The organism is Pseudoalteromonas sp. SR43-7 (genome assembly GCF_014163785.1).
Lineage (GTDB): Bacteria > Pseudomonadota > Gammaproteobacteria > Enterobacterales > Alteromonadaceae > Pseudoalteromonas > Pseudoalteromonas distincta.
The window spans coordinates 64,828-89,056 of the sequence record NZ_JACJDY010000007.1; the positions used below are offsets into that span (position 1 = coordinate 64,828).

The 24,229-nt window shown below is 39.3% G+C and carries 21 protein-coding genes; 13 read left to right on the forward strand and 8 right to left on the reverse strand.

Annotated elements, in window-relative coordinates:
- Positions 1 to 5 precede the first annotated feature (5 nt).
- The 5 genes from H5087_RS07320 (at position 6) to sucD (ending at position 7,370) form a co-directional block, all read left to right on the forward strand.
- Entirely contained in the window at positions 6 to 722 is a 717-nt protein-coding gene (locus H5087_RS07320) for a succinate dehydrogenase iron-sulfur subunit (RefSeq protein WP_002961804.1), read from the forward strand.
- A 91-nt stretch (positions 723 to 813) separates the two neighbouring features.
- Entirely contained in the window at positions 814 to 3,633 is a 2,820-nt protein-coding gene (gene sucA / locus H5087_RS07325) for a 2-oxoglutarate dehydrogenase E1 component (RefSeq protein WP_182671596.1), read from the forward strand.
- A gap of 3 nt (positions 3,634 to 3,636) precedes the next feature.
- On the forward strand, positions 3,637 to 5,154 hold the full coding sequence (gene odhB / locus H5087_RS07330; protein WP_182671597.1) for a 2-oxoglutarate dehydrogenase complex dihydrolipoyllysine-residue succinyltransferase: 1,518 nt from the start codon (positions 3,637 to 3,639) through the stop codon (positions 5,152 to 5,154).
- A 177-nt stretch (positions 5,155 to 5,331) separates the two neighbouring features.
- The gene (gene sucC, locus H5087_RS07335) at positions 5,332 to 6,498 is read left to right on the forward strand and encodes an ADP-forming succinate--CoA ligase subunit beta (protein ID WP_002961809.1); all 1,167 of its coding nucleotides are present in this window, start codon (positions 5,332 to 5,334) and stop codon (positions 6,496 to 6,498) included.
- Positions 6,498 to 7,370, forward strand: a complete 873-nt coding sequence (gene sucD / locus H5087_RS07340; RefSeq protein ID WP_182671598.1) for a succinate--CoA ligase subunit alpha — start codon at positions 6,498 to 6,500, stop codon at positions 7,368 to 7,370. Before sucC ends, sucD begins: the two co-directional genes overlap by 1 nt.
- Before the next feature lie 58 nt (positions 7,371 to 7,428).
- Here sucD and H5087_RS07345 read toward each other — a convergent pair whose 3' ends face one another.
- Entirely contained in the window at positions 7,429 to 8,499 is a 1,071-nt protein-coding gene (locus H5087_RS07345) for a DUF3083 family protein (RefSeq protein WP_182671599.1), read from the reverse strand.
- A gap of 218 nt (positions 8,500 to 8,717) precedes the next feature.
- Here H5087_RS07345 and glnS point away from each other — a divergent pair, with 218 nt between their 5' ends.
- Entirely contained in the window at positions 8,718 to 10,376 is a 1,659-nt protein-coding gene (glnS, locus tag H5087_RS07350) for a glutamine--tRNA ligase (RefSeq protein WP_024596870.1), read from the forward strand.
- Between the two features lie 110 nt (positions 10,377 to 10,486).
- Here the strand turns inward: glnS and fur are convergent, their stop codons facing one another.
- The 5 genes from fur to H5087_RS07375 all read right to left on the reverse strand — a co-directional run bounded on the left by fur (position 10,487) and on the right by H5087_RS07375 (position 13,023).
- Positions 10,487 to 10,930, reverse strand: a complete 444-nt coding sequence (gene fur / locus H5087_RS07355; RefSeq protein ID WP_182671600.1) for a ferric iron uptake transcriptional regulator — start codon at positions 10,928 to 10,930, stop codon at positions 10,487 to 10,489.
- 186 nt (positions 10,931 to 11,116) lie between these two features.
- Complete coding sequence (gene fldA / locus H5087_RS07360) at positions 11,117 to 11,644, reverse strand: flavodoxin FldA (RefSeq protein ID WP_007586856.1); 528 nt, start codon at positions 11,642 to 11,644, stop codon at positions 11,117 to 11,119.
- A gap of 14 nt (positions 11,645 to 11,658) precedes the next feature.
- Positions 11,659 to 11,937, reverse strand: coding sequence for a LexA regulated protein (gene ybfE, locus H5087_RS07365; protein ID WP_002962928.1), 279 nt, complete (start codon positions 11,935 to 11,937; stop codon positions 11,659 to 11,661).
- 2 nt (positions 11,938 to 11,939) lie between these two features.
- Entirely contained in the window at positions 11,940 to 12,161 is a 222-nt protein-coding gene (locus tag H5087_RS07370) for a DUF2788 domain-containing protein (protein WP_002962930.1), read from the reverse strand.
- A 94-nt stretch (positions 12,162 to 12,255) separates the two neighbouring features.
- Positions 12,256 to 13,023, reverse strand: a complete 768-nt coding sequence (locus tag H5087_RS07375) for an alpha/beta fold hydrolase (protein WP_002962931.1) — start codon at positions 13,021 to 13,023, stop codon at positions 12,256 to 12,258.
- 220 nt (positions 13,024 to 13,243) lie between these two features.
- Between H5087_RS07375 and seqA the strand changes: the two genes are divergently transcribed.
- From seqA to H5087_RS07410, 7 genes are all read left to right on the forward strand, one after another.
- On the forward strand, positions 13,244 to 13,840 hold the full coding sequence (seqA, locus tag H5087_RS07380) for a replication initiation negative regulator SeqA (RefSeq protein WP_002962932.1): 597 nt from the start codon (positions 13,244 to 13,246) through the stop codon (positions 13,838 to 13,840).
- 9 nt (positions 13,841 to 13,849) lie between these two features.
- A complete protein-coding gene (gene pgm / locus H5087_RS07385; protein ID WP_182671601.1) occupies positions 13,850 to 15,487 on the forward strand; it encodes a phosphoglucomutase (alpha-D-glucose-1,6-bisphosphate-dependent) in 1,638 nt (545 codons plus the stop codon).
- 120 nt (positions 15,488 to 15,607) lie between these two features.
- Positions 15,608 to 16,660, forward strand: a complete 1,053-nt coding sequence (gene astE / locus H5087_RS07390) for a succinylglutamate desuccinylase (RefSeq protein ID WP_182671602.1) — start codon at positions 15,608 to 15,610, stop codon at positions 16,658 to 16,660.
- Positions 16,661 to 16,925: 265 nt separating this feature from the next.
- Entirely contained in the window at positions 16,926 to 18,140 is a 1,215-nt protein-coding gene (locus H5087_RS07395; RefSeq protein WP_182671603.1) for a thiamine pyrophosphate-dependent dehydrogenase E1 component subunit alpha, read from the forward strand.
- Positions 18,140 to 19,117, forward strand: coding sequence for an alpha-ketoacid dehydrogenase subunit beta (locus tag H5087_RS07400; protein WP_182671604.1), 978 nt, complete (start codon positions 18,140 to 18,142; stop codon positions 19,115 to 19,117). The genes H5087_RS07395 and H5087_RS07400 overlap by 1 nt, the downstream gene beginning before the upstream one ends.
- A gap of 8 nt (positions 19,118 to 19,125) precedes the next feature.
- Positions 19,126 to 20,712: a dihydrolipoyllysine-residue acetyltransferase gene (locus tag H5087_RS07405; RefSeq protein WP_182671605.1), complete on the forward strand. Its 1,587-nt coding sequence runs from the start codon at positions 19,126 to 19,128 to the stop codon at positions 20,710 to 20,712.
- 150 nt (positions 20,713 to 20,862) lie between these two features.
- Entirely contained in the window at positions 20,863 to 21,228 is a 366-nt protein-coding gene (locus H5087_RS07410; protein ID WP_182671606.1) for a DUF805 domain-containing protein, read from the forward strand.
- Between the two features lie 58 nt (positions 21,229 to 21,286).
- Here H5087_RS07410 and H5087_RS07415 read toward each other — a convergent pair whose 3' ends face one another.
- Both H5087_RS07415 and H5087_RS07420 read right to left on the reverse strand, forming a co-directional pair.
- Positions 21,287 to 22,456, reverse strand: a complete 1,170-nt coding sequence (locus H5087_RS07415) for a putative manganese transporter (protein WP_138489105.1) — start codon at positions 22,454 to 22,456, stop codon at positions 21,287 to 21,289.
- A gap of 120 nt (positions 22,457 to 22,576) precedes the next feature.
- A complete protein-coding gene (locus H5087_RS07420; RefSeq protein WP_182671607.1) occupies positions 22,577 to 24,202 on the reverse strand; it encodes a M28 family metallopeptidase in 1,626 nt (541 codons plus the stop codon).
- Positions 24,203 to 24,229 lie beyond the last annotated feature (27 nt).

Consider the following 24,229-nt stretch of genomic DNA (forward strand, 5'->3'; position numbering starts at 1 on the left):
AGACGATGGCACAAGTACAATTTTCAGTTTATCGTTATAATCCAGATGTTGACAACGCTCCTCGTATGCAAGAATACACCTTGCAAACAGAGGAAGGTCACGACATGATGGTGTTAGATGCACTTATTCTTTTAAAAGAACAAGATCCTACACTATCTTTTCGTCGTTCATGCCGTGAAGGTGTGTGTGGATCTGATGGTGTTAACATGAATGGTAAAAATGGTTTAGCATGTATTACTCCTTTATCTACGCTACAAAAAAATGGCAAAGGTAAAATTGTAGTACGTCCGTTACCAGGCTTACCTGTGGTTCGTGACCTTGTTATTGACATGAGTCAGTTCTACACTCAGTACGAAAAAGTTAAACCTTATTTAATTAATGATCAGCCTGCAGCAGGCGAGCGTCTTCAATCTATTGAAGAACGTGATAAATTAGATGGGCTATATGAGTGTATTTTGTGTGCATGTTGTTCGACATCGTGTCCTTCGTTCTGGTGGAACCCAGACAAGTTCATTGGTCCAGCAGGCCTTCTTCACGCTTACCGTTTCTTAGCTGATAGCCGAGATACAGCAACTGAAGAACGTTTAGCGGATTTAGACGATGCGTTCAGTGTGTTCCGTTGCCACAGTATCATGAACTGTGTTAGCGTTTGTCCTAAGGGTCTTAACCCGACTAAAGCAATTGGGCAAATCAAATCTATGTTATTAAACCGAGCGGTTTGATTACTTAGTAAACGTAAGATGGCTAATACAGATTATTAGCCATCTTGTTATGATAACTATTAATTTCTGCGCTAAAGAAAAGGGCTTATAAATGCACGAAGGTGTGATGAAGGCATGGCTAGAATCTTCACATTTAAACGGCGGCAACGTTGCTTATGTAGAAGAGCTTTATGAAGCGTATTTAGACGATGCGACTTCTGTGCCAGATGAATGGCGAGAAGTGTTCGAACAATTACCTAAAGTTGATGGTGTGGATGTTGAAGTAAAACATTCAGAAGTTCGAACGCAGTTTGCACAGCTTGCAAAAAACAAGCATAGAGAAGTAGTGGTAGCAGAGGGTAGTGGCGGTGACCTTAAACAGGTTAAAGTTCTACAACTTATTAATGCTTTCCGTTTTCGTGGACACCAAAATGCAAACCTAGATCCATTAGGTATTTGGCAACGAGAGCGTGTACGAGATTTAGAGCTAGAGTACCACGACTTATCTTCAAGTGATTTTGACCGCGAGTTTAACGTAGGATCGTTTGCCGTAGGCCGCGATACTATGCCTTTAGGTGAACTATACCAAGCACTAAAAACTACATATTGTGGTTCAATTGGCGCTGAGTATATGCACATCACATCAACAGAGGAAAAGCGTTGGTTACAACAGCGTTTAGAATCTGTCCAGTCTAGGCCAAAATTCGAAAAAGACGAAAAGCTGCGTATCCTAAAAGGATTAACTGCTGCTGACGGACTTGAAAAATATTTAGGGGCTAAGTTCCCAGGTGCTAAGCGTTTCTCACTTGAAGGTGGCGATGCGTTAGTTCCAATGTTAAAAGAGCTTATTCACCGCGCTGGTGAAAGCGGCCAACAAGAAGCTGTTATTGGTATGGCTCACCGTGGTCGTTTAAATGTTCTTGTAAATGTACTTGGTAAAAATCCATCAGAGTTATTTGATGAGTTTGCTGGTAAACATAAAGAAACATTAAGTTCTGGCGATGTTAAATACCACATGGGTTATTCATCTGACTTTGCTACTAAAGGTGGCAATGTTCATATGGCGCTTGCGTTTAACCCGTCTCATCTTGAAATTGTAAACCCAGTTGTTATGGGCTCAGTACGTGCTCGTCTTGACCGCTTAGGTGACAGTTCTGGTATTAAAGCTTTACCAATTACAATTCATGGTGATTCTGCGGTTACAGGCCAAGGTGTTGTACAAGAAACGTTTAACTTATCACAAACTAACGCGTTTAGTTGTGGTGGTAGTATTCGTATTGTTGTAAATAACCAAGTTGGTTTTACTACATCTAAACAAGACGATGTACGCTCTACAGATTACTGTACTGACATTGCTAAAATGGTTCAGTCACCTATCTTCCATGTTAACTCTGATGACCCTGAAGCAGTTGCATTTGTTACTCAAATTGCACTTGATTTCAGAAACCAGTTTAAACGTGACGTAGTAATCGATTTAGTATGTTACCGTCGCCATGGTCACAATGAAGCTGATGAGCCTAATGCAACTCAGCCTGTTATGTACCAAAAAATTAAAAAGCACCCAGTTCCACGTTTAATCTACGCAGATCAACTTATAGCTGAAGGCTCTTTTTCTGAACAAGAAATAAAAGCACTTGCTGATGAGTACCGTAATGCATTAGACGAAGGCAACTGTGTTGTTTCAGAAATACAACCAGAGACATCGCATTCTTCAGATTGGGCAAAGTATGTTGGCCATGAATGGGATGTTGATTACGATGCCAGCGTACCTGTTGAAGAGCTCAAAGCACTCGGTGAGAAAATCGCTTCTTACCCAGAGCAATATAAAGCACAGTCACGCGTTAAAAAGATTTATGATGATCGTAAATTAATGGCTTCTGGTGAGAAACCTCTAGATTGGGGTATGGCAGAAACACTTGCTTATGCAACAATTGCAACTGAAGGCACTGACATTCGTTTAACTGGTCAGGATTCAGGGCGTGGTACATTCTTCCATCGTCATGCTGTTGTTCACAGTCAATCAGACGGCGCTACTTATACACCTCTACAGCACTTAAGCGAAGATCAAGGTACTTTTGAAGTATTTGACTCTGTTTTATCTGAAGAAGCTGTTGTTGCTTTTGAATACGGTTATGCAACTGCAGAGCCTACTTCATTAGTGCTTTGGGAAGCACAGTTTGGTGATTTCGCCAACGGTGCACAGGTTGTATTTGACCAATTCCTAAGTTCTGGTGAGCAAAAATGGGGCCGTTTATGTGGTCTTACAATTTTGTTACCACATGGCTACGAAGGACAAGGTCCAGAGCATAGTTCAGCTCGTTTAGAGCGTTTCCTACAACTATGTGCTGATCACAACATGCAAGTATGTGTTCCATCTACTCCTGCACAAGTTTACGCTATGCTTCGTCGTCAATCAGTTCGACCACTACGTCGTCCGTTGATTGTTATGACGCCTAAGTCGTTGCTTCGTCATCCTCTTGCTACTTCATCGCTTGAAGAGCTATCGCATGGTGTTTTCCATAATATGATCGACGAAGTTGATGATATTAACCCTGAGAATGTTGAACGCGTTGTATTTTGTAGTGGTAAAGTTTATTACGAACTATTACAAGAGCGTCGTAAGCTAGAGCAAGATAATATTGCTATTGTTCGTGTTGAGCAGTTATATCCGTTCCCACATGATGAAATGCAAACAATTATGGAGCGTTACCAACACGTAACTGATTTTGTATGGTGTCAAGAAGAACCACAAAACCAAGGTGCATGGTACTGTTCACAACATCACTTTATTGATGCAATCCCACAAGGTGCTAAATTAAAATATGCAGGACGTAAAGCGTCTGCATCACCAGCGTGTGGTTACATGTCAGTACATACTAAAGAACAACAAGCGCTCGTTGCCGACGCGCTTACTATAGAAAATAAAGGATAAGCAATGAGCACAGAAATTAAAGTTCCTGTTCTTCCTGAGTCGGTTGCAGATGCTACCGTTGCTACATGGCATGTAAGTGTTGGCGACAAAGTAACTCGCGATCAAAACTTAGTAGACATTGAAACAGATAAAGTGGTTTTAGAAGTTGTTGCACAGCATGACGGTGTAATTACAGAAATATCACAAGAAGAAGGTGCAACCGTACTTGGCGATCAAGTTATGGGTTTACTTGGTGATGCTGATGCAGCGCCAGCAAGTGAAGGTTCATCTAAAGAAGAATCAGCACCAGCTAAATCAGAAGACGCGCCAGCGGCGCAATCAGCACCAGCATCAGAAGGTAAAGAAGTGGACATTAAAGTACCTGTACTTCCAGAATCAGTTGCAGACGCAACAATTGCTACATGGCATGTACAACCAGGTGACGCAGTAACACGCGACCAAAACTTGGTAGATATTGAAACAGATAAAGTTGTTCTTGAAGTAGTAGCTCAAGAAGATGGCATCATGGGTGAGATCATTCACAACGAAGGCGATACTGTACTAGGCGAGCAAGTAATTGGTTCGGTTAAAGCAGGCGGTGCACCAGCGGCTCCAGCTGCAAAAGCAGACGAAACGCCAGCAGCAGATTCTAGCGAAAGTTCAGATGTGTTAACACCATCAGTTCGTCGTTTAATTGCTGAGAAAGGCTTAGACGCTTCTAAAATTAACGGCACGGGTAAAAATGGCCGCGTAACTAAAGAAGACGTTGATACGTTCTTAAAAGCACCAGCGCCAGCGGCTAAAAAAGCAGAAGCTTCAGCTCCTGCAGCACCGATGGGCGATCGTACTCAAAAACGTGTTCCTATGACTCGCCTGCGTAAAACGATTGCTACACGTCTTCTTGAAGCTAAAAATTCAACTGCAATGTTAACAACATTCAACGAAGTGAACATGGAACCAATCATGAGCCTTCGTAAGCAGTACCAAGAAGTATTTGAAAAGCGTCATGGCATTCGTTTAGGTTTCATGTCTTTCTACGTGAAAGCGGTAACTGAAGCACTTAAACGCTTCCCAGATGTTAATGCATCAATTGATGGTGACGATATTGTTTACCATAACTATTTTGATATCAGCATTGCAGTATCTACTCCACGTGGTCTAGTTACTCCAGTACTTAAAGATTGTGACAAACTATCTGTTGCTGAAATCGAAAAGGGTATTCGTGAATTAGCACTTAAAGGTCGTGATGGTAAGCTAACGCTTGCAGATATGACCGGTGGTAATTTCACTATTACTAATGGCGGCGTATTTGGTTCATTACTATCTACACCTATCATTAACTTGCCACAGTCTTCAATTTTGGGTATGCATAAAATCCAAGACCGTCCGATGGCTGTAAATGGTAAAGTAGAAATACTTCCTATGATGTATTTAGCACTTTCTTATGACCACCGTATCATTGATGGTAAAGAATCTGTTGGTTTCTTAGTGACTATTAAAGAGTTACTTGAAGATCCAACTCGCTTATTGCTAGATGTTTAATCTAGTTGTATGAAATGTAAGCTGTGAATGAACATTCACAGCTTTTTTTTTGCGCCTTTGGTCTTACTGGGGTTTTCATGTTAAGCCTTGGGATCTATACTAGGTGCGCAATTTGGGATAGTTGTTTATTTGAAAAAATATTCAGCTCTTTTAGTATAAAAAATTGGATAAAGCATCATGAATTTGCATGAGTATCAGGCAAAACAACTTTTTGCCGAATATGGTTTACCAGTTTCTCAGGGTTTCGCTTGCGATACACCTGAAGAAGCTGCAGCAGCTGCTGAAAAAATCGGCGGTGATATGTGGGTTGTTAAAACTCAGGTTCACGCAGGTGGACGTGGTAAAGCTGGCGGTGTAAAGCTAGTAAAAACTATCGACGAAGTAAAAGCGTTTGCAGCTAACTGGTTGGGTAAAAACCTAGTTACTTACCAAACAGACGAGAAAGGCCAGCCAGTAGCTAAAATTTTAGTTGAAAGCTGTACTGACATTGCTAACGAATTGTACCTAGGTGCAGTAGTTGACCGTGCATCTCGCAAAGTAGTTTTCATGGCGTCTACTGAAGGCGGCGTTGAAATTGAAACTGTTGCTGAAGAAACACCAGAGCTTATCCACAAAGCTGAAATTGATCCATTAGTGGGTCCTCAAGCTTACCAAGCACGTGAACTAGGCTTCAAATTGGGTCTTAACCCAGTACAAATGAAGCAGTTTGTTAAGATCTTTATGGGTCTTGGTAACATGTTTACTGATTTTGATTTCGCACTACTTGAAATCAACCCGTTAGTAATTACAGACGAAGGTAACCTTCACTGTCTTGACGGAAAAATCGGTATTGATGGTAATGCACTTTACCGTCAACCTAAAATCCGTGAGTTCCACGATCCATCTCAAGAAGATGCACGTGAAGCACACGCAGCAAGCTTCGAGCTTAACTACGTTGCTCTAGATGGCAATGTTGGGTGTATGGTTAACGGTGCAGGCCTAGCAATGGGTACTATGGACATCGTAAACCTACACGGCGGCAAACCGGCTAACTTCCTAGATGTTGGCGGCGGCGCGACTAAAGAACGTGTTTCTGAAGCATTCAAAATCATCCTTTCTGACGACAATGTTAAAGCTGTTTTAGTAAACATCTTTGGCGGTATCGTACGTTGTGACATGATTGCTGAAGGTATCATTGGCGCAGTTAAAGAAGTTGGCGTAAATGTACCTGTAGTTGTACGTTTAGAAGGTACTAATGCTGAATTAGGTCGTGAAGTTCTTAAGAACTCAGGTCTAGATATCATTGCTGCTGAATCACTAACAGACGCTGCTGAGAAAGTTGTTGCTGCTGCGGAGGGCAAATAATGTCTGTATTAATCAATAAAGATACAAAAGTTATCTGTCAAGGTTTCACTGGTGGCCAAGGTACTTTCCACTCAGAGCAAGCGCTTGAGTACGGTACACAAATGGTTGGTGGTGTAAGCCCAGGTAAAGGCGGTCAAACGCATCTTGGTCTTCCTGTATTCAACACAGTTCGTGATGCTGTTCAAGAAACTGGCGCAACTGCTTCAGTTATCTACGTACCAGCTCCTTTCTGTAAAGATGCAATCTTAGAAGCTATCGATGCTGGCATCGAGCTGATTGTTTGTATCACTGAAGGTATCCCTACGCTTGATATGGTTGACGTTAAAGTTAAACTAGATCAAACAGGTACTCGTATGATCGGTCCTAACTGTCCAGGTGTTATTACTCCTGGTGAGACTAAGATTGGTATCATGCCTGGTCACATCCACAAACCTGGTAAAGTAGGTATTGTTTCTCGCTCTGGTACTTTAACGTACGAAGCGGTTAAGCAAACTACTGATGCTGGTTTTGGTCAGTCTACGTGTGTTGGTATTGGTGGTGATCCAATCCCAGGTACTAACTTTATCGACGTTCTAGAAATGTTCGAAAAAGATCCACAAACTGAAGCAATCGTAATGATTGGTGAAATTGGTGGTACTGCAGAAGAAGAAGCTGCAGAGTACATCAAAGCTAACGTAACTAAACCTGTAGTATCTTACATTGCTGGTGTTACTGCACCAGAAGGTAAGCGTATGGGTCACGCTGGCGCAATCATCGCAGGCGGTAAAGGTACTGCTGATGAGAAATTTGTTGCATTAGAAGCTGCGGGCGTAAAAACTGTACGTTCACTTGCTGAAATCGGTAAAGCACTTAAAGAGAAAACAGGCTGGTAATTGCTTGTTTCCTTTGAAAAGGCCCGCTTATGCGGGCCTTTTTGTTATTGAGGTAAATTTAGAACGGATAACTAATATGCTGAAAAAAGCGTACAGTCAAATCTTGTCGTTGTTTATTTATAGCCAGCTCGTTACATAATGCACGAATTGTTTTCTCTACTTGGTTCATAAAGCGGCCATAACCAATTTCATGTTTATCCTGCTGCGTTGCGACAATAACAAAATGTAGTGTTTCTACTAATTTTGTTGCTTCATAAAAATACTTAATTTGATTTTCATTTGATTCAACATTAAAGCTCAACTTTTGTAACTCTGCATTACCTTCATTTTTATCTATTTTACTGTTTCGGACAATGGGTATTGCGCCATTAGCTACCATTGCACCGTGTGTTAGTTTGTTTTGTTCACATGCGCGTTTAAAACTATCTGCAAAGTAATCATAAAACTTTTCCACATCGTTATTGTTCACTATTGTTTGAAACTGTGTTTTGATGGCCCGAGAAACCACAATGGTAAATGTTGCGTAAGTCATTTCAGCATAGTCACTAGGAATATTACATTGCCTTGATTGATAACGAGGGAAGAGGCTTCTGAGTTTATATCCATAACTCTCTTTATTTCCCTTATCTTTAGCAAATAGATCGTAAGTTAGATGTTGGTGATCGCGAAGTTTAAATTGGGGCTGATTTATAAATAACTGTTCTTGGAGTAAGTTTAATACTTTTTGCACTCTATTGTGAAACAAAGCGGAGTTTGCACGTAAGTCTTCACCCGTGGCTAAAAACAAGAAACGTATTTTCTTACTTTTTATATCTGGTGAGTAATAAATTTTATGTGCCTCGTGATAACGAGGATTATAAAAAAACAACATCTGCTTGTCGGTTTCTAGTTGATATGACTCATCATGAAAGCGTACAACCGGTAGTTTATCGTTTGCTAATAAATGTACATTATGCAGGTCATACTCATCACAACATGCAAATAATTGACGCGCAATACGCTCGTAGCAACAGTTTATAGTGCTAAAGCTATTATAAAATGCTTCATTAGGTATTATTTCAGCCAATAAATAGTGGTTAGCGCGTGCATTAGTTGGAATATATACACGGTGTTGATTAAGTGTCGCCATCTTAGAATCCTTATAAAGTAGGTTATTTAGCTACTATAATTGGCTTTGATGACCTAAATGTTGCGTTAAAACAAATTTTATTCATAAACAATTGAACAAGTGGATTAAAGTTAATCAATATCTAAAATAAACCTTAATCTATTGCTGTATGTTAGTGTATGTTTTTGTAATAATGCATTAGTTTTGTTATTACGTAATATTTAGAGGATCACACTCCTATGGCGGAAATTGAGAATCGCCCAAGTAACTTTATTAGAACCCGAATTGATGAAGACTTAGCAAGTGGCAAACATGCGACAACGCATACACGTTTTCCACCTGAGCCAAATGGCTTTTTACATATTGGCCATGCCAAATCAATTTGTTTGAATTTTGGTATCGCAAAAGACTACAATGGTTTATGTAACCTACGTTTTGACGATACAAACCCTGAAAAAGAAGACATTAACTACGTTAACTCTATTAAAGAGGATGTACAGTGGTTAGGCTTTAATTGGGATGGCGACATAAAGTATTCTTCTAACTATTTTGATACTTTATATGGTTACGCAGTAGAGCTTATTGAAAAAGGCTTAGCGTACGTTTGTTTTTTAACTGCAGACGAAGCACGACAGTACCGCGGTACATTAAAAGAGCCAGGTAAAAACAGTCCTTATAGAGATACCTCAGTTGAAGAAAACCTAGCGTTATTTGAAAAAATGCGCGCTGGCGAATTCAAAGAAGGTGAATGTGTACTGCGTGCTAAAATTGATATGGCAAGCTCATTTATGGTGCTTCGCGATCCAATTATTTACCGTGTACGTTTTGCTCATCATCACCAAACAGCTGACAAGTGGTGCATTTACCCAATGTATGACTTCACTCACTGTATTTCTGATGCGCTTGAAGGTATTACACATTCATTATGTACATTAGAGTTCCAAGATAACCGTCGTTTATACGACTGGGTACTTGATAACATTAGTTTAGAATGTCACCCACAGCAAATTGAGTTTTCGCGCTTAAATCTTGAATACACTATTATGTCAAAGCGTAAGCTAAATGATCTAGTAGTAAATAACTATGTAGAAGGGTGGGATGACCCTCGTATGCCTACTATTGCAGGTCTACGTCGTCGTGGTTATACACCAGGTTCAATCCGTGAATTTTGTTTGCGTATTGGTGTAACAAAACAAGAGAATATGGTTGAAATGGGCATGCTTGAAGCCTGTATCCGTGAAGACTTAAACGAAAATGCACCACGTGCAATGGCTGTACTCGATCCTGTTAAAATCGTTATTGAAAACTACGATGCAGATAAAGTTGAAACTTTATCAGTGGCTAATCACCCAAATAAAGAAGAAATGGGGCGTCGTGATGTTCCATTTACTCGTGAAATCTATATTGAACGAGAAGACTTTAAAGAAGAAGCGAATAACAAATTCAAACGTTTAGTACTTGATAAAGAAGTACGCTTACGTGGTGCTTATGTTATTAAAGCGCAGCGTGTTGAAAAAGACGAAAATGGCGAAATCACAACTATCTTCTGTACTTACGACAGCGAAACACTTGGTAAAAACCCAAGTGATGGTCGTAAAGTAAAAGGTGTTATTCATTGGGTTTCAGCACCAGAGTCTATTAGTGCAGAAGTTCGTTTATACGACCGCTTGTTTAGCGTACCAAATCCAGCAGCTGCAGAGGAATTTGAAACTACGCTAAACCCGGAGTCACTGGTTGTTTTACCTAATGCTAAATTAGAACCATCGCTTGCTAATTCACAAGCAGAGCAGGGCTTTCAGTTTGAGCGCACAGGTTATTTCTCTCGTGATTCTAAATCAGAGAACGTTGTGTTTAATCAAACAGTGGGTCTTCGCGATTCATGGTCTAAAACTCAATAAGTAATACTTAAAATATACCCAGGATTTACTGGGTATATTCAATATTATCGTCTTTTAGGCACAAAAAAACCTGCTGTTAGCAGGTTTTTTTATTGCTTATAAAATCGGTATTAGCTGTTAGCGTCGCTAAATTCTTTACACGCTACTTTATCATTACACTCACCGTATAAATACAAAGAATGGTTTGTAAGAGTAATACCATTTTCTTCAGCAATTTCTAGTTGACGACGCTCAATCATGTCATCTTCAAACTCTACTACTTTGCCACATTTCAAACATACTAAATGATCGTGGTGAGTGCTTCCTGAAAGTTCAAATACTGATTTTCCGCCTTCAAAGTGATGACGGCTTACAATACCCGCATCATCAAATTGGTTAAGTACGCGGTATACAGTTGCAAGACCAATTTCTTCACCTAGATCCAAAAGAATTTTGTAAACATCTTCAGCACTGATGTGTTGGTTATCTGGAGATTGTAAAATCTCTAATATTTTAATACGCGGTAAAGTTACTTTTAAACCGGCTTTTTTAAGTTCCAAGTTATGATCAGTCATTAAATCTGTCTCAATTTTATTTGGTTATACTAGACATCTTGCAAAGATGTACACGACACATTAGCAACAAACAGGATAACGTGCCTAAGCGTTAAGTGCAAAGAACAATTGATTTATATTGCCTCTAAAGCTTAAAACGCTAACTGTTTGATAATTATTTAAACAGCTAGCGATATATGCAGTAAATTAGTCAGCTAATTCACTTAAACACATTTCTTCATATACTTGAGCAGACCATGCTTTAACACGTTGTTCTGTAAGCTCTGGTTGACGGTCTTCGTCGATACCCAAACCTACAAAGTGCTTATCATCAGCCATTCCTTTAGATGCTTCAAAGTCATAGCTTTCACTTGGCCAATGGCCCACAACAATAGCGCCACGTTCAGTAACAATATCGTTGATCATGCCCATTGCATCTAAAAAGTACTCAGCGTAATCTTCTTGGTCACCACAACCAAAAATAGCAACAAGTTTACCTTCAAAGTCTACTTCCTCAAGTTCTGGGAAAAAGTCATCCCAGTCACATTGAGCTTCACCGTAGTACCAAGTAGGGATACCGAATAAGATTAAATCAAATTCAGCAATCTCTTCTTTAGAGCTTTTTGCAATATCATGAACAGCCACTAGCTTTTTACCCAATTCTTTTTGGATCATTTTTGCTACGTGTTCTGTGTTACCTGTGTCACTTCCGAAAAAAATGCCTACACTTGCCATGGATTTAAAACCTTTTATGTATCAATAGCCAATCTTTCTTGTAAAATCGTTTCAATCAGCGCACTGCGGCTAATATTTTGTGCATCTGCCATATCACTCAATGCTTGATATAACTGCGATGAAACTTTAAATTCAACACGCTTTAAACCACGTGCTTTATCTCTTTTTATTTGATTACGTTTATTTACCTTTAACTGCATATCCCGAGAAAGGGGATTGGTTTTAGGTCTGCCTGGGCGTTTTTCGTATTCAAATAAATCGAGTGTAGTTCTATCTGTTTCTGACTTCGCCATGCTTAACCTACACCTGCGCCTTGCCAAAATACTTGAATAAGCCCTTTAGCAATAAAGCCTGAACAACCTAAAAAGAGCACGCCCCAAACAATGTATTGTCCGAACTTTGGTACATTGCCACTTTTTAGTACGTCTTTAATTGCCATGCCGATGAATATGAAAATACCGGCTAAGCCAAAATACAACCCTAGGGTATCAAATTCGTTAATTAACTGACTGACCATCAACGTATAACCTTTAAATTAAACGGCGCGTACTATAGCATATAAATATTCATATATTTAGTGCGCTGAATCAAAACACGCGATTAAAATTGCTTTAAACCGCAGTTAAAAAGTCATTTATCGCTTTATTAACAGCAAGAGGCTTTTGAGCATGAAGCCAATGACCTGCGCCATGAATAATTTTAGCCTTGGTGTTTTTAAAGCGTGCTGTAATTGCAGTACGATGCTCGGGCAATATATAGTCAGAATCATTACCTTTAATGAAAAGAGTATCGCATAAACAAGAATTGTTTTCATTAACATTGGATGTGATTGTCGAATATTTTTCATCAAGCACATTTAGGTTAAATCGCCATGCAAAATGACCTTCTTCATTTTTAGCGAGGCTTTTAAGTAAAAATTGTCGAACCCCCAGCTCTTCTATATAAGGCTGCATAATTGCATCAGCTTGCTTTCTATCATCTATTGATTGCGTTGAAACTGCTTTTAATGCTTGTAATATTTTTGTGTGGCGAGCAGGGTAACTAACAGGTGCGATATCAAGTACAACCAATTTATTTACCAGTTCAGGGTGTGTCAGTGCTAATTCCATTGCGACTTTCCCACCCATAGAATGCCCAACTAAATGAGCTTTATCTATGTTTAAATGTGCTAATAACTCAACAATATCTTGAGCCATTGCAGGGTAGTTCATTTCATCACTATGAGGAGAAAGCCCGTGGTTGCGTAAATCAACGTTAATAACATTAAAGTGTTCACTTAATGGTTTTGCGATTACATTTAGGTTTTCTAATGATCCAAAAAGTCCGTGGATCAAGATAACATTAGGGCCTTGCCCTTGTTGCTTGTAATTTAACTGCATACACGCCTCCTGAAAATTTCGCCATAGTTTGCCGAGCATTGCTCTAAAAAGCAAAAAATACAGCGACTATTTATAAAATTGGGCTTTTGTTTGTTAAATCAACAACAATCAAGTAAATATTAATATGTTTACGGGAGTGCTTGTTGTAACTCGCATTTCTGATTGGTTTGGGTATAATCACACGGGAGAAAAAAATGTGACCCGTAATGACAGGAAGAACATGAAACAAATCGACATAGACGACGAGTTATATCAGTATATTGCAAGCAATACGCAAAGTATTGGTGAAAGTGCATCCACTATTTTACGTCGTTTATTAAATCTGAGCGGCGAAAAAATTCAAACCGCAAACGTAGAACTAACTCAAAATAATCAAACTGCGACTACGTCTACCGCCACATTAAAAAGCTCAGAGCTACCTGCTGCTGAGACTTCAAAAAAACAAACGCCTGTAGCTCACGCACCCGTGAAGCAAAAAAGCGATAATGTTTTTAATGTATTAAATAAAGAAGAGCTGGCAATGCAAAAGGGTGTTGTTGGGCGCTTTTTGTTTATTTTAAGTGCATTTTACCGCACACATAAAACTGATTTTTCGGCTGTGCTAGATATAAAAGGGCGTGACCGTGTTTACTTTGCTACTAGTAAAGAAGCCTTAGTAAATAGCGGTAGTAGTATGAACCCTAAAAACATAACTGATAGTGAATATTGGGTTATGACAAATTCTAATACAACGCGTAAAAAAATGATGCTTCATGAAGTTGCTCTTTGCCTTGGATATAGTGCAGAGCAAGCTGAAAAAATTCGCGATTACCTGTAAGGAAATATAATGGCTATTCACTCAGGCGCAGGCAAAACTGCTCCACAATCAGCACTGGTTAACGTACCTAAATTAGTATCTGCGTATTACTTAAACGAACCTGATCTTGAACAAAATCCAGAGCATTGTGTGGCTTTTGGTACATCAGGCCACCGTGGTTGTTCTTACGATGTTAAATTTAACGAGTCACACATTTTAGCGATTACTCAGGCTATTTGTGATTATAGAAAACAAAATGATATTTTTGGTCCGTTATTTTTAGGTAAAGACACACACGCACTGAGTGAGGCTGCATTTAATTCAGCTATTGAAGTTTTAGTTGCTAACGAAGTGCAAGTGATAACGCAAGAAAACGGTGACTTTACACCAACGCCAGTTATTAGCCACGCCATAGTTAGCCATAACAAGCTACACCCAAATGAGCTTGCAGACGGTATTGTTGTTACGCCTTCACATAACCCTCCTGAAGATGGTGGCTTTAAATACAACCCACCTAATGGCGGACCTGCTGATACCGACGTCACTAAGTGGATTGAAGACAGAGCAAATCAACTTTTATTAGAAGACTTGGTTGAAGTTGAGTTATTCCCATTCGCTAAAGCTTCACGTTCAGGCTTTATTCGCTACGAAGATTTAATGACTCCTTATATTGATGATTTAGCAAATATCGTTAATTTAAAAGCCATTAGCGATGCAGGTATCAAAATTGGTATTGATCCACTAGGTGGTTCAGGTATTAATTTTTGGCCTGTTATTGCTAAAAAATATAATTTAGATTTAACCGTCGTTAATGATGTTGTTGACCCACGTTTTGCTTTTATGCCACTTGATAAAGATGGCAAAATTCGTATGGATTGTTCATCACCTTATTCAATGGCAAACCTTATTGCATTAAAAGATGATTTTGATGTGTCTATTGGTAACGACCCTGACTACGATCGCCACGGTATTGTAACGCCAGATGGTTTAATGAATCCAAACCACTTTTTAGCAGTGGCAATTGATTACTTACTTAAACACCGTGAATGGAATGAAACAGTAGAGATTGGTAAAACACTGGTTTCTAGCTCTATGATCGATAAAGTAGCAGCGCGCAATAATCGAAAAGTAAAAGAAGTACCCGTAGGCTTTAAATGGTTTGTTGAAGGCTTAAGCAAAGGCAAGCTTGCCTTTGGTGGCGAAGAAAGCGCAGGTGCTGCATTCTTACGTTTTGATGGCTCTGTATGGTGTACAGATAAAGACGGCTTTATTATGGGGCTACTTGCTGCAGAAATACTTGCAGTAACAGGTAAAACTCCATCAGCGCTTTATAAAGAACTAGAACAAGAGTTTGGTTCTCCAATTTATAAACGCCTAGATGCACCGGCCTCAAGCGGCCAAAAGTCACGTTTAAAAGCATTGAGTGCTTCTGATGTTAAAGCAGATACACTTGCTGGCGAACCTATTTTGCAAAAACTGACTCATGCACCAGGCAACGATGCCGCCATTGGTGGTTTAAAAGTGGTCACTGAAAATGGCTGGTTTGCAGCGCGTCCATCAGGTACTGAAGATATTTATAAAATATACCTTGAATCATTTAAAGGTGAAGAGCATTTAGCGTTACTTGAAAAAGAAGCTAAAAAGTTAGTCGATTCTGTGATCAGCTAACACTGCTTAAACTATTTTAAAACGGCTGATTTATTCAGCCGTTTTTGTTTCTATACCTCTACCTTGTGCATATATATGCATAAGAGTTTACTCTCACATTACTTTTAAAGGGCTTATTACATGTCAGCCAATCCATCTTACTTAAATGAATTAAAACAAACAGGTGATTTTTTAACGCTTAGTCGTGACAACGAATGGCATTTAGATGCAGGTGAATTTGTTTTAGATAATGGAACTCGTGTAAATATACACGATACCGGTGTAATTGAGTTTCAACCTGCTGTTAAAACAAGCAAAGATGTAATTTATTCAAGCGCTGTACACGGTAACGAAACTGCGCCAATTGAAATTTGTGATGCGCTCATTAAACAAATTATAAAAGGTGAGCTAGTCCTTAAGCAGCGTGTTTTATTTATTTATGGTAATCCACAATCAATTAATATTGGCCTGCGTTTTGTAGAAGAAAACTTAAATAGATTATTTAATGGTCACCATACAGTTGAAGGTGTACCAATGAATAATGAACGAAACCGCGCTGCAAAGCTTGAGCAATACGTAAGTGACTTTTATGCCCGTGGCCAGCAAGGCAGTAGCCGATGTCATTACGACTTACACACCGCAATTAGAGGCTCTAAAAACGAAAAATTTGCTGTGTATCCATTTTTACATGGTAAGCCATGGAAAAAGTCACAGTTACAATTTTTATTGAGCTGTGGTGTAAATACCGTACTTATGATGAAATCACCCGCAACAACGTTTAGCTATTATTCGTCGTTTGTTCATGGTGCAGACTCGTTTACGGTAGAGCTGGGTCAGGTTAAGCCATTTGGCCAAAATGATATGGCCCGCTTTGAAAAAACAAAGCAAACATTAACTGCATTAATTAGCCAAAATGAAGTTAAATACCCTGATTTTAATGCAAGTGAGTTTGAGTTATTTGCAGTGCACCGCACAATTAATAGAACAAAGGATGATTTTAGTTTCCCTTTTTCTGATGATGCTGAGAACTTTACTGGCTTTGCGAAAGGTGAACTACTTGCAACCGACGGTGATACAGCGATTTACGCTGACGTTGAAGGTGAGGCTATTATATTTCCAAATGCGAGCGTAGCATTAGGCCAAAGAGCACTGCTTACTGTTATTCCAATGGATATTGATAGTAATTTCGTCTAATTAAACTCATCAGACCACGACTGGCTTCAAGTTAACTATATGATTACTCTTAATTAAAGTAACCGTATCGTTAACTTGCCACTTATTTAACCTGTATTTGCTTTTGTTTCGTCCCAGATGTGTTGAATAACACTTTACGTTAACGTAAAGTGTTGGCAGCTTTAATTAAAGATAGTGCAGATGTTGCAAAGTTTAACCAGCAACAATCACCCACAATAATAATTTAAAGGGGCACTGTTTTACCGACAACAAAAGAAGGTAGGTTATGAGTAATCCAAATAACGTATCGCTGAATATTAACCACGAGCTTGAATTTATTGATGGCCAAGCACTTAATATTCCAACCCTTAGTATTTTAACTGAGGACGGCGACATTCATCCTAGTGCAACCGCACCTGATATTTCAAAACATACCGCTATTAAGTTATATGAAACAATGCGTTTTATACGTTTGTTAGATGAACGTATGCAAGGCGCGCAGCGCCAAGGTCGTGTTAGTTTTTATATGCAATGCCTAGGCGAAGAAGCCGCAGTTACAGCCTCTGCTGCTGCTCTTGATCAAGACGATATGATCATGGCTCAATATCGTGAACAAGCTGCACTACATTATCGTGGTTTTACACTCGATCAATTTATGAACCAAATGTTCTCAAATGAATTGGATTTAGGTAAAGGTCGCCAAATGCCAATCCATTATGGCTCTAAAGCGCTAAACTACATGACGATTTCATCGCCACTGGGTACGCAAATACCACAGGCAACAGGTTATGCATATGGTCAAAAAATAAAGCATATCGACGCTAAAACAGGTGAGCTTGCAAGCACAATTGATAACGTGACTATTTGTTACTTTGGTGAAGGTGCTGCATCAGAAGGTGACTTTCATGCGGGCTTAAATATGGCGGCTGTTCACAAAGCGCCGGTTATATTTTTTGCACGTAATAACGGCTATGCCATATCTACCCCTGCTGATGAACAGTTTAAAGGCGATGGTATTGCGTCGCGTGGTGTAGGTTATGGTATTAAAACAATTCGTGTTGATGGCACAGATGCACTTGCTGTGTATGCAGCGACCAAAAAAGCACGCGAAATAGCCTCAACACAAGGTGAGCCTGTGCTTATTGAATCGATTGCTTATCGATTAGGCGCGCATTCTACATCAGACGATCCCAGTGGTTATCGCTCTAAGGATGAAGAGGCAAATAATCAAATCTGTCCTATTGATAAATTTAGAAAATGGTTGGTCAAGCAAGATTGGTTAAACGAAGAAGACGATATAAAAGCAAAAGAGTCGATTCGTGAAGAAATTTTAGCAGCGCTTAAGCGTGCTGAAGTTGTTGACAAGCCCGCTTTAGAAGAATTGGTATCTGACGTTTACGATACACCAATTCCATTATTGCAACGTCAGTACGAGCAATTAAAAGAACATATAAAACAGCATCCAGATGCTTACCCAGTAACTGCAGGGAGAATTAAGTAATGGCTAAAATGAACATGCTCCACGCAATTAACTCTGCCCTCGATATTACGTTGAACGAACACCCTCAAGCCTGTATTTTTGGCGAAGATGTTGGTTACTTCGGTGGTGTATTTAGAGCAACATCAGGCTTGCAAGAAAAGTACGGTAAGCATCGCGTTTTTAATACGCCTTTAACCGAACAAGGTATTTTAGGTTTCGCTAATGGCTTAGCGGCTTTTGGTGCGCCTGCATTGGCAGAAATTCAATTTGCTGATTATATATTCCCAGCGTTTGATCAAATAGTAAATGAAGCCGCTAAATTTCGTTATCGCAGTGGTAATGAATTTAATGTAGGTAACTTAACTATTCGTACGCCTTATGGCGGTGGTATTGCTGGTGGCTTATATCACTCGCAATCACCCGAAGCCTATTTTGCACATACACCGGGCTTAAAAGTGGTTGTACCGCGTAACCCTTATCAAGCTAAGGGGTTATTACGTGCCTCTATTAAAGATGATAACCCTGTCATATTTTTTGAGCCTAAGCGTTTATATCGTGCATCAACAGGCGAAGTGCCAGAAGAAGATTATAGTATTGAATTAGGCACGGCTGAAGTAGTAAAAGAGGGTACCGATATTACGCTTTTAGCGTGGGGTGCTCAAATGGAGATTATTGAAGAGGCAGCACAGCAAGCAAGCGAGCAAGGTATAAGCTGTGAAGTAATAGATCTTCGTAGTATTTTACCATGGGATGTTGAAACGATTGCTAAATCGGTTATTAAAACCGGTCGTTTAATCGTAAGCCATGAAGCGCCTATAACTAATGGCTTTGGTGCCGAAATAGCAGCAACAATACAACAAGCGTGTTTCTTGCATTTAGAGTCGCCAATTTTACGTGTATGTGGTCTAGATACACCATACCCGTTGGCACTTGAAAAAGAATACGTACCGGATGCACTAAAAGTGTTGGCTGCAATTAAACAATCAATGGATTTTTAGGGGTTACCATGGCGAAAGATTTTATATTACCCGATATTGGTGAAGGCATTGTTGAATGCGAAGTTGTTGAGTGGCTAGTTCAAGAAGGCGAAACCGTATCTGAGGATCAGCCAATTTGTGATGTGATGACAGACAAAGCATTAGTACAAATTCCGGCAGTGCATGATGGTATTATTACAAAGCTATATTATCAAAAAGGTGAAATTGCTAAAGTACATGCGCCTTTATTTGCTATGGATGTAACTGGTGATAGTACTAGTAATGAAGTAGTAGAAGAGCCAGTTCAAGCTGAAAATCAAACTAATAACAATGCATCTGATGTAGTTGAGGACTTTATACTCCCTGATATTGGTGAAGGTATTGTTGAGTGTGAGATTGTTGATTGGTTAGTCGCAGAAGGCGATGAAATAGAAGAAGACCAAGCGGTTTGTGATGTAATGACCGACAAAGCATTAGTACAAATTCCGGCAAAATATACAGGCACAGTAAAAAAACTATATTACCAAAAAGGTGAAATAGCAAAAGTACATAGCCCGTTGTTTCAAATGACAATTGCAGGCAGTGCAGTAAAGCCAAATGTTGATATAAACCAAGCGGTCGTAAAGGCTCAAACTAATGCCGTCGCTGAAAAAGTTGCCTCTGTTAAAACTCAGCAAGCTGCAAAGGTTATCAATCAAAAAGCGGTTGCGTCGCCTGCAGTTCGTCGTAAAGCACGTGAACTTGATGTTGATTTAACGTGCGTACCAGGTAGTGGAAAAAATGGACGTATTTACAAGCAAGATATTGAAGAGTTTGTAAAAGGCGAAGTGCCAAATACTATTGATACTTCACCGCTTAATAGTGATGCTTCTCAAAGTGCTGTACAAAACCAAACACAGAATCAAAGCGGTGGCGTACGAGTAGAGCAAATTAAAGGCATTAAAGCGGCCATGGCCAAGCAAATGGTGGCATCGGTTTCAACTATTCCGCACTTTACGTTTAGTGATGAAATAGACTTAACACAGCTTATAGCTTTGCGCAGCTCCTTAAAAGAGCAGTACAAAGCACAAGGCGTAAAGCTCACCATGATGCCATTTTTTGTAAAAGCACTCTCGCTAGCAATGAAAGAGTACCCTGTACTTAATTCAAAAGTGAATGATGATTGCTCAGAGCTTACCTATTATAACGATCATAATATTGGTATAGCGGTTGATTCAAAAATTGGCTTGTTAGTGCCTAATATTAAATCGTGCCAGAGTAAGAGTATTGTTGATGTGGCTAATGATTTAACACGCTTAACTCACTCAGCGCGAGAAGGGCGTGTTGCACCTGATGATTTAAAAGGTGGGACAATTAGTATCTCTAACATTGGTGCGATTGGCGGCACTATTGCGACCCCAATAATTAATAAACCAGAAGTAGCTATTGTTGCGCTTGGTAAACTACAGCATCTACCACGTTTTGACGAAAGTGGGCAGGTTGTGAGTAAAGCGATAATGCAAGTAAGTTGGTCTGGCGATCATCGTGTTATTGATGGCGGAACGATTGCTCGCTTTAATAACCTATGGAAATCGTACTTAGAAAATCCATCGGCAATGATGATGGCAATGAGTTAATAATATAATTGTTTAAACCTAATAAAAAACCAGCAATTTGCTGGTTTTTTGTTTTAAATGAGTCTGTTTTTATTTAAGATACAAGTGTTACTAAAAAGTAATAAAGTTAACCCCGTTAGGGAATATAAAAAATAACACTAAGGAAATTTCATGGAACATTATATGAACGCGCTTCGCAGCTACGCCGATTTTTCAGGCCGTAATCGTCGTAAAGCATATTGGATGTTTGTATTGATTAACACTTTAATCTCTATAGCACTTTCATTCGTTGATGAATTAATTGGCTTTTATATTATCAGCAATATTTATAGTTTAGCACTATTGATACCTAGTTTGAGTGCTGGCGCACGTCGCCTTCATGATACTGGCCGTTCAGGCTGGTGGCAGTTACTTTGGTTAGTGCCAGTAATTGGTTGGATTGTTTTAATTGTTTTTCTTGCACAAGATTCACATGAAGGTGAGAACGATTACGGACCAAATCCAAAAGAACTAGCTGCAGAGCCAGCTTCTGTATAAGAAAAATAACTTAATTAAAAAGCTCAGCAATTGCTGAGCTTTTTTGTATATGGCAATTTTAACTTAAAAAGTAAAGGCCATAACCAACGGCCAAAGCCGGAATAGATGTATACACAGTCGCAATTACAGCCGCTTTGGGTGCCATTGCTATTGCTGGAAATAACGCATCACCATCGTTAGATATTGCATTAGCAGTTAATGCACTAAATGGAATAATACCTTGAATATAAAGCGTTGTAACAATTATTTGCGGGCCACAACCTGGTAAAAAACCAATCACTACAGCAATTAGTGGCGCTAAATAAGCGTAATGTGCAAACCAGTTTTTTAAATCAAGACCTGCTATATTTACTAAAATCTCAAACAACATAAACGATGCCACTACCCATGCGGTTACAAAGTGTGTGTCTTGAAGTACTTTAATAATTTTAGAAGGTGGATTACATTCATCGTCTTCTGAGGTTACTTCTTTATAGCTTTCACCTTTAGAAGAATACGCCCATATAGTTACAGTAAATAACGCCATTGCAGCACCAAAAATACTAATACTTGTGCCTGTGTATTTTCCAAATTGATCAAAGTCGACATTAAATGCAATTAAAAAAGCAATAATGAGGCTTGGAATAATAGCGAACATCCAAACGGGTTTGCTTATTTTAATTATACGAGTTGGCAATACTTTAACTTGGTGTTTTTGTTCTTGCTTTGTTGGGCGTAAAAAGTCTTTTGCATGAAGGGCGTTTACTATAACACCACAAAGCGTGCCTACTACTAAGCCAATGGCCATTATGGTTAAACCTTCAGTAGGGCGAGTGGCAAGGAGTAAAAATGCGGCATCTCCCATTGTAGCTGTTAAAACAGCAACAATAGCCCCAAAACTTGCTTGGCCTTTTGTAAACTGGGTAACCACTATTATTGCACCACCACATCCAGGAAGGGCACCTAAAACGGCAGCAAAAAATATTTCTAATACCGGCGATTTAGCACTTAAATAACTAAGTTCTAATTGAGGTAAATGCTCTATGGCGTAGTAATAAATTAATAATGTAGCAGCAACAAATACGCTAACTTGAAAAAAAGCATCGCTTAGTGCTGTTATTGTAATTTCACGAAGTGATGGCACAGCTAAACATACCAATAAAAAAAGTGGCAATAATAAACGTTTATTTTGGCTAACAAAGCGTTTAGAAGCGGGCGTAATAAATCCTATTTGAGAGAGTAAAATCATACAGTGTTACCAATTAAATAAACTTAGTAACACTGTATATTTTAATTAAATGATAATCAATATCATTTGCATCTATTTAAATCGATTACTCTCTTTGAGTTTTTCGATGTTAAACCAATGCTATTTACGTTGAAATTCTGAGCTTGCATTCCACGTTGGCCATTGCTCTTGCTCAGAAATATCAAAACCTACTTTATAAAACAATTGTAAGTCTTGAACAGCACCCGATAAATCCCATTCGTCACGGTAACGATCACATGGTTGATGATAACAACCGCGAAGTACCAAACTCATGCGTTTACGATAATTAGCTGTTTCTTCGTCAGCTGCGACTGTGCCACCGCCTGCGTACATGGCTGGAATGCCCATATTAGCAAATGCAAAGTGATCAGAGCGGTAATAGCCACCAGATGATGGTTTAAGATCGCCTGATATTGTTCTGCCTTGCTCTTTAGCTGCAGTTGCTAAAAACTCATCCATTTGTGACTTACCAATACCAACCACATTCATGTCTTTTACTTTGCCTAATAAATTTAAGCTATCCATGTTTATGTTAGCGACTGTTTTATTAGCTGCAATCACTGGGTTAGCTGCATAGTATTTAGAACCTAGTAAGCCTTGCTCTTCAGCAGTTACCGCTAAAAATGTCATTGAGCGGCTAGGATGCTTAGGTAATTTAGTAAAGGCTTCAGCTACTTCAATAAGCCCAGCTGTACCCGTTGCGTTGTCGTGAGCACCGTTGTAAATTTGATCACCTTTACGTGTTTTATCTGTACCTAAGTGATCCCAATGCGCCGAGTAAATAACATGCTCATCTGGTTGCTCGCTTCCTGGTAACGTAGCGATAAAGTTATACGACACTGATTTTTTAATCGTGTTTTTAACATTAACAGAAGCAGTTAAATCGCCCATATCAACATGGTAAGCACCTTTAGCTGCGTTTTCTTTCGCAGTATCGAAATCTAATCCTGCTTTAGTAAAAAGCTCTTTTGCTACGTCAGTTGTAACCCAGCCTTCAACGGCTACGCGGTCCATATTGTTGTTTTCTTTTTGAAAACCAAACTGCTCACCGCTCCAAGAGTTTTCAACTACTGACCATGGGTATGACGCAGGTGCTGTTTCATGAATAATAATTGCGCCAGCTGCACCTTGTCGACTTGCTTCTTCATATTTGTATGTCCAACGACCGTAATAAGTCATTGCGTCGCCAGTAAATAAAGCAGGGTCTTTTGTTGCAAAGCCCGGATCGTTAACCAGCATTACAACCGTTTTGCCCTTAACGTCTAACCCTTCGTAGTCATTCCAATTGTATTCAGGTGCATTAACGCCGTAGCCCACAAAAACAAGTTCAGAATTTTCTATGCCTTCTTGTGCGCTAATGCGGCTGCTACCCATAACCATATCTTTTTTATATTGATAGTCTTTACCACCAATACTAAGCACCATATTCGAATCAGCTTCCAAAGAAACCAATGGCACTTCTTGTAAGTAACTGTCGCCATTACCTGGTTTTAAACCTAAAGCTTTAAACTGCGCAGTTAAATAATCAAGCGTTAGCTTTTCGCCAGGTGATGAAGGAGCACGGCCACCAAACTCATCCGATGCGAGTACTTTTACATGTTTAGCCAGTTCATCAGCTTGAATACTGTTATAACCATTTGTTACATCAGTAGGGGTAATACTTGTTGTTGCGCAACCTGCTAAAACAGCAGTAGTGAGGAGTGTGAGAGAGGAATAATGTTTCATGTCAGCTCTTTTTTTGTTTTGAGTTGT

What these genes read in the sequence shown, in the direction of transcription:
- H5087_RS07320 (WP_002961804.1), top strand. Translation starts at nt 6, where the DNA reads ATGGCACAAGTACAATTTTCAGTTTATCGTTATAATCCAGATGTTGAC.
- sucA (WP_182671596.1), top strand. Translation starts at nt 814, where the DNA reads ATGCACGAAGGTGTGATGAAGGCATGGCTAGAATCTTCACATTTAAAC.
- odhB (WP_182671597.1), top strand. Translation starts at nt 3,637, where the DNA reads ATGAGCACAGAAATTAAAGTTCCTGTTCTTCCTGAGTCGGTTGCAGAT.
- sucC (WP_002961809.1), top strand. Translation starts at nt 5,332, where the DNA reads ATGAATTTGCATGAGTATCAGGCAAAACAACTTTTTGCCGAATATGGT.
- sucD (WP_182671598.1), top strand. Translation starts at nt 6,498, where the DNA reads ATGTCTGTATTAATCAATAAAGATACAAAAGTTATCTGTCAAGGTTTC.
- H5087_RS07345 (WP_182671599.1), bottom strand. Translation starts at nt 8,499, where the DNA reads ATGGCGACACTTAATCAACACCGTGTATATATTCCAACTAATGCACGC.
- glnS (WP_024596870.1), top strand. Translation starts at nt 8,718, where the DNA reads ATGGCGGAAATTGAGAATCGCCCAAGTAACTTTATTAGAACCCGAATT.
- fur (WP_182671600.1), bottom strand. Translation starts at nt 10,930, where the DNA reads ATGACTGATCATAACTTGGAACTTAAAAAAGCCGGTTTAAAAGTAACT.
- fldA (WP_007586856.1), bottom strand. Translation starts at nt 11,644, where the DNA reads ATGGCAAGTGTAGGCATTTTTTTCGGAAGTGACACAGGTAACACAGAA.
- ybfE (WP_002962928.1), bottom strand. Translation starts at nt 11,937, where the DNA reads ATGGCGAAGTCAGAAACAGATAGAACTACACTCGATTTATTTGAATAC.
- H5087_RS07370 (WP_002962930.1), bottom strand. Translation starts at nt 12,161, where the DNA reads ATGGTCAGTCAGTTAATTAACGAATTTGATACCCTAGGGTTGTATTTT.
- H5087_RS07375 (WP_002962931.1), bottom strand. Translation starts at nt 13,023, where the DNA reads ATGCAGTTAAATTACAAGCAACAAGGGCAAGGCCCTAATGTTATCTTG.
- seqA (WP_002962932.1), top strand. Translation starts at nt 13,244, where the DNA reads ATGAAACAAATCGACATAGACGACGAGTTATATCAGTATATTGCAAGC.
- pgm (WP_182671601.1), top strand. Translation starts at nt 13,850, where the DNA reads ATGGCTATTCACTCAGGCGCAGGCAAAACTGCTCCACAATCAGCACTG.
- astE (WP_182671602.1), top strand. Translation starts at nt 15,608, where the DNA reads ATGTCAGCCAATCCATCTTACTTAAATGAATTAAAACAAACAGGTGAT.
- H5087_RS07395 (WP_182671603.1), top strand. Translation starts at nt 16,926, where the DNA reads ATGAGTAATCCAAATAACGTATCGCTGAATATTAACCACGAGCTTGAA.
- H5087_RS07400 (WP_182671604.1), top strand. Translation starts at nt 18,140, where the DNA reads ATGGCTAAAATGAACATGCTCCACGCAATTAACTCTGCCCTCGATATT.
- H5087_RS07405 (WP_182671605.1), top strand. Translation starts at nt 19,126, where the DNA reads ATGGCGAAAGATTTTATATTACCCGATATTGGTGAAGGCATTGTTGAA.
- H5087_RS07410 (WP_182671606.1), top strand. Translation starts at nt 20,863, where the DNA reads ATGGAACATTATATGAACGCGCTTCGCAGCTACGCCGATTTTTCAGGC.
- H5087_RS07415 (WP_138489105.1), bottom strand. Translation starts at nt 22,456, where the DNA reads ATGATTTTACTCTCTCAAATAGGATTTATTACGCCCGCTTCTAAACGC.
- H5087_RS07420 (WP_182671607.1), bottom strand. Translation starts at nt 24,202, where the DNA reads ATGAAACATTATTCCTCTCTCACACTCCTCACTACTGCTGTTTTAGCA.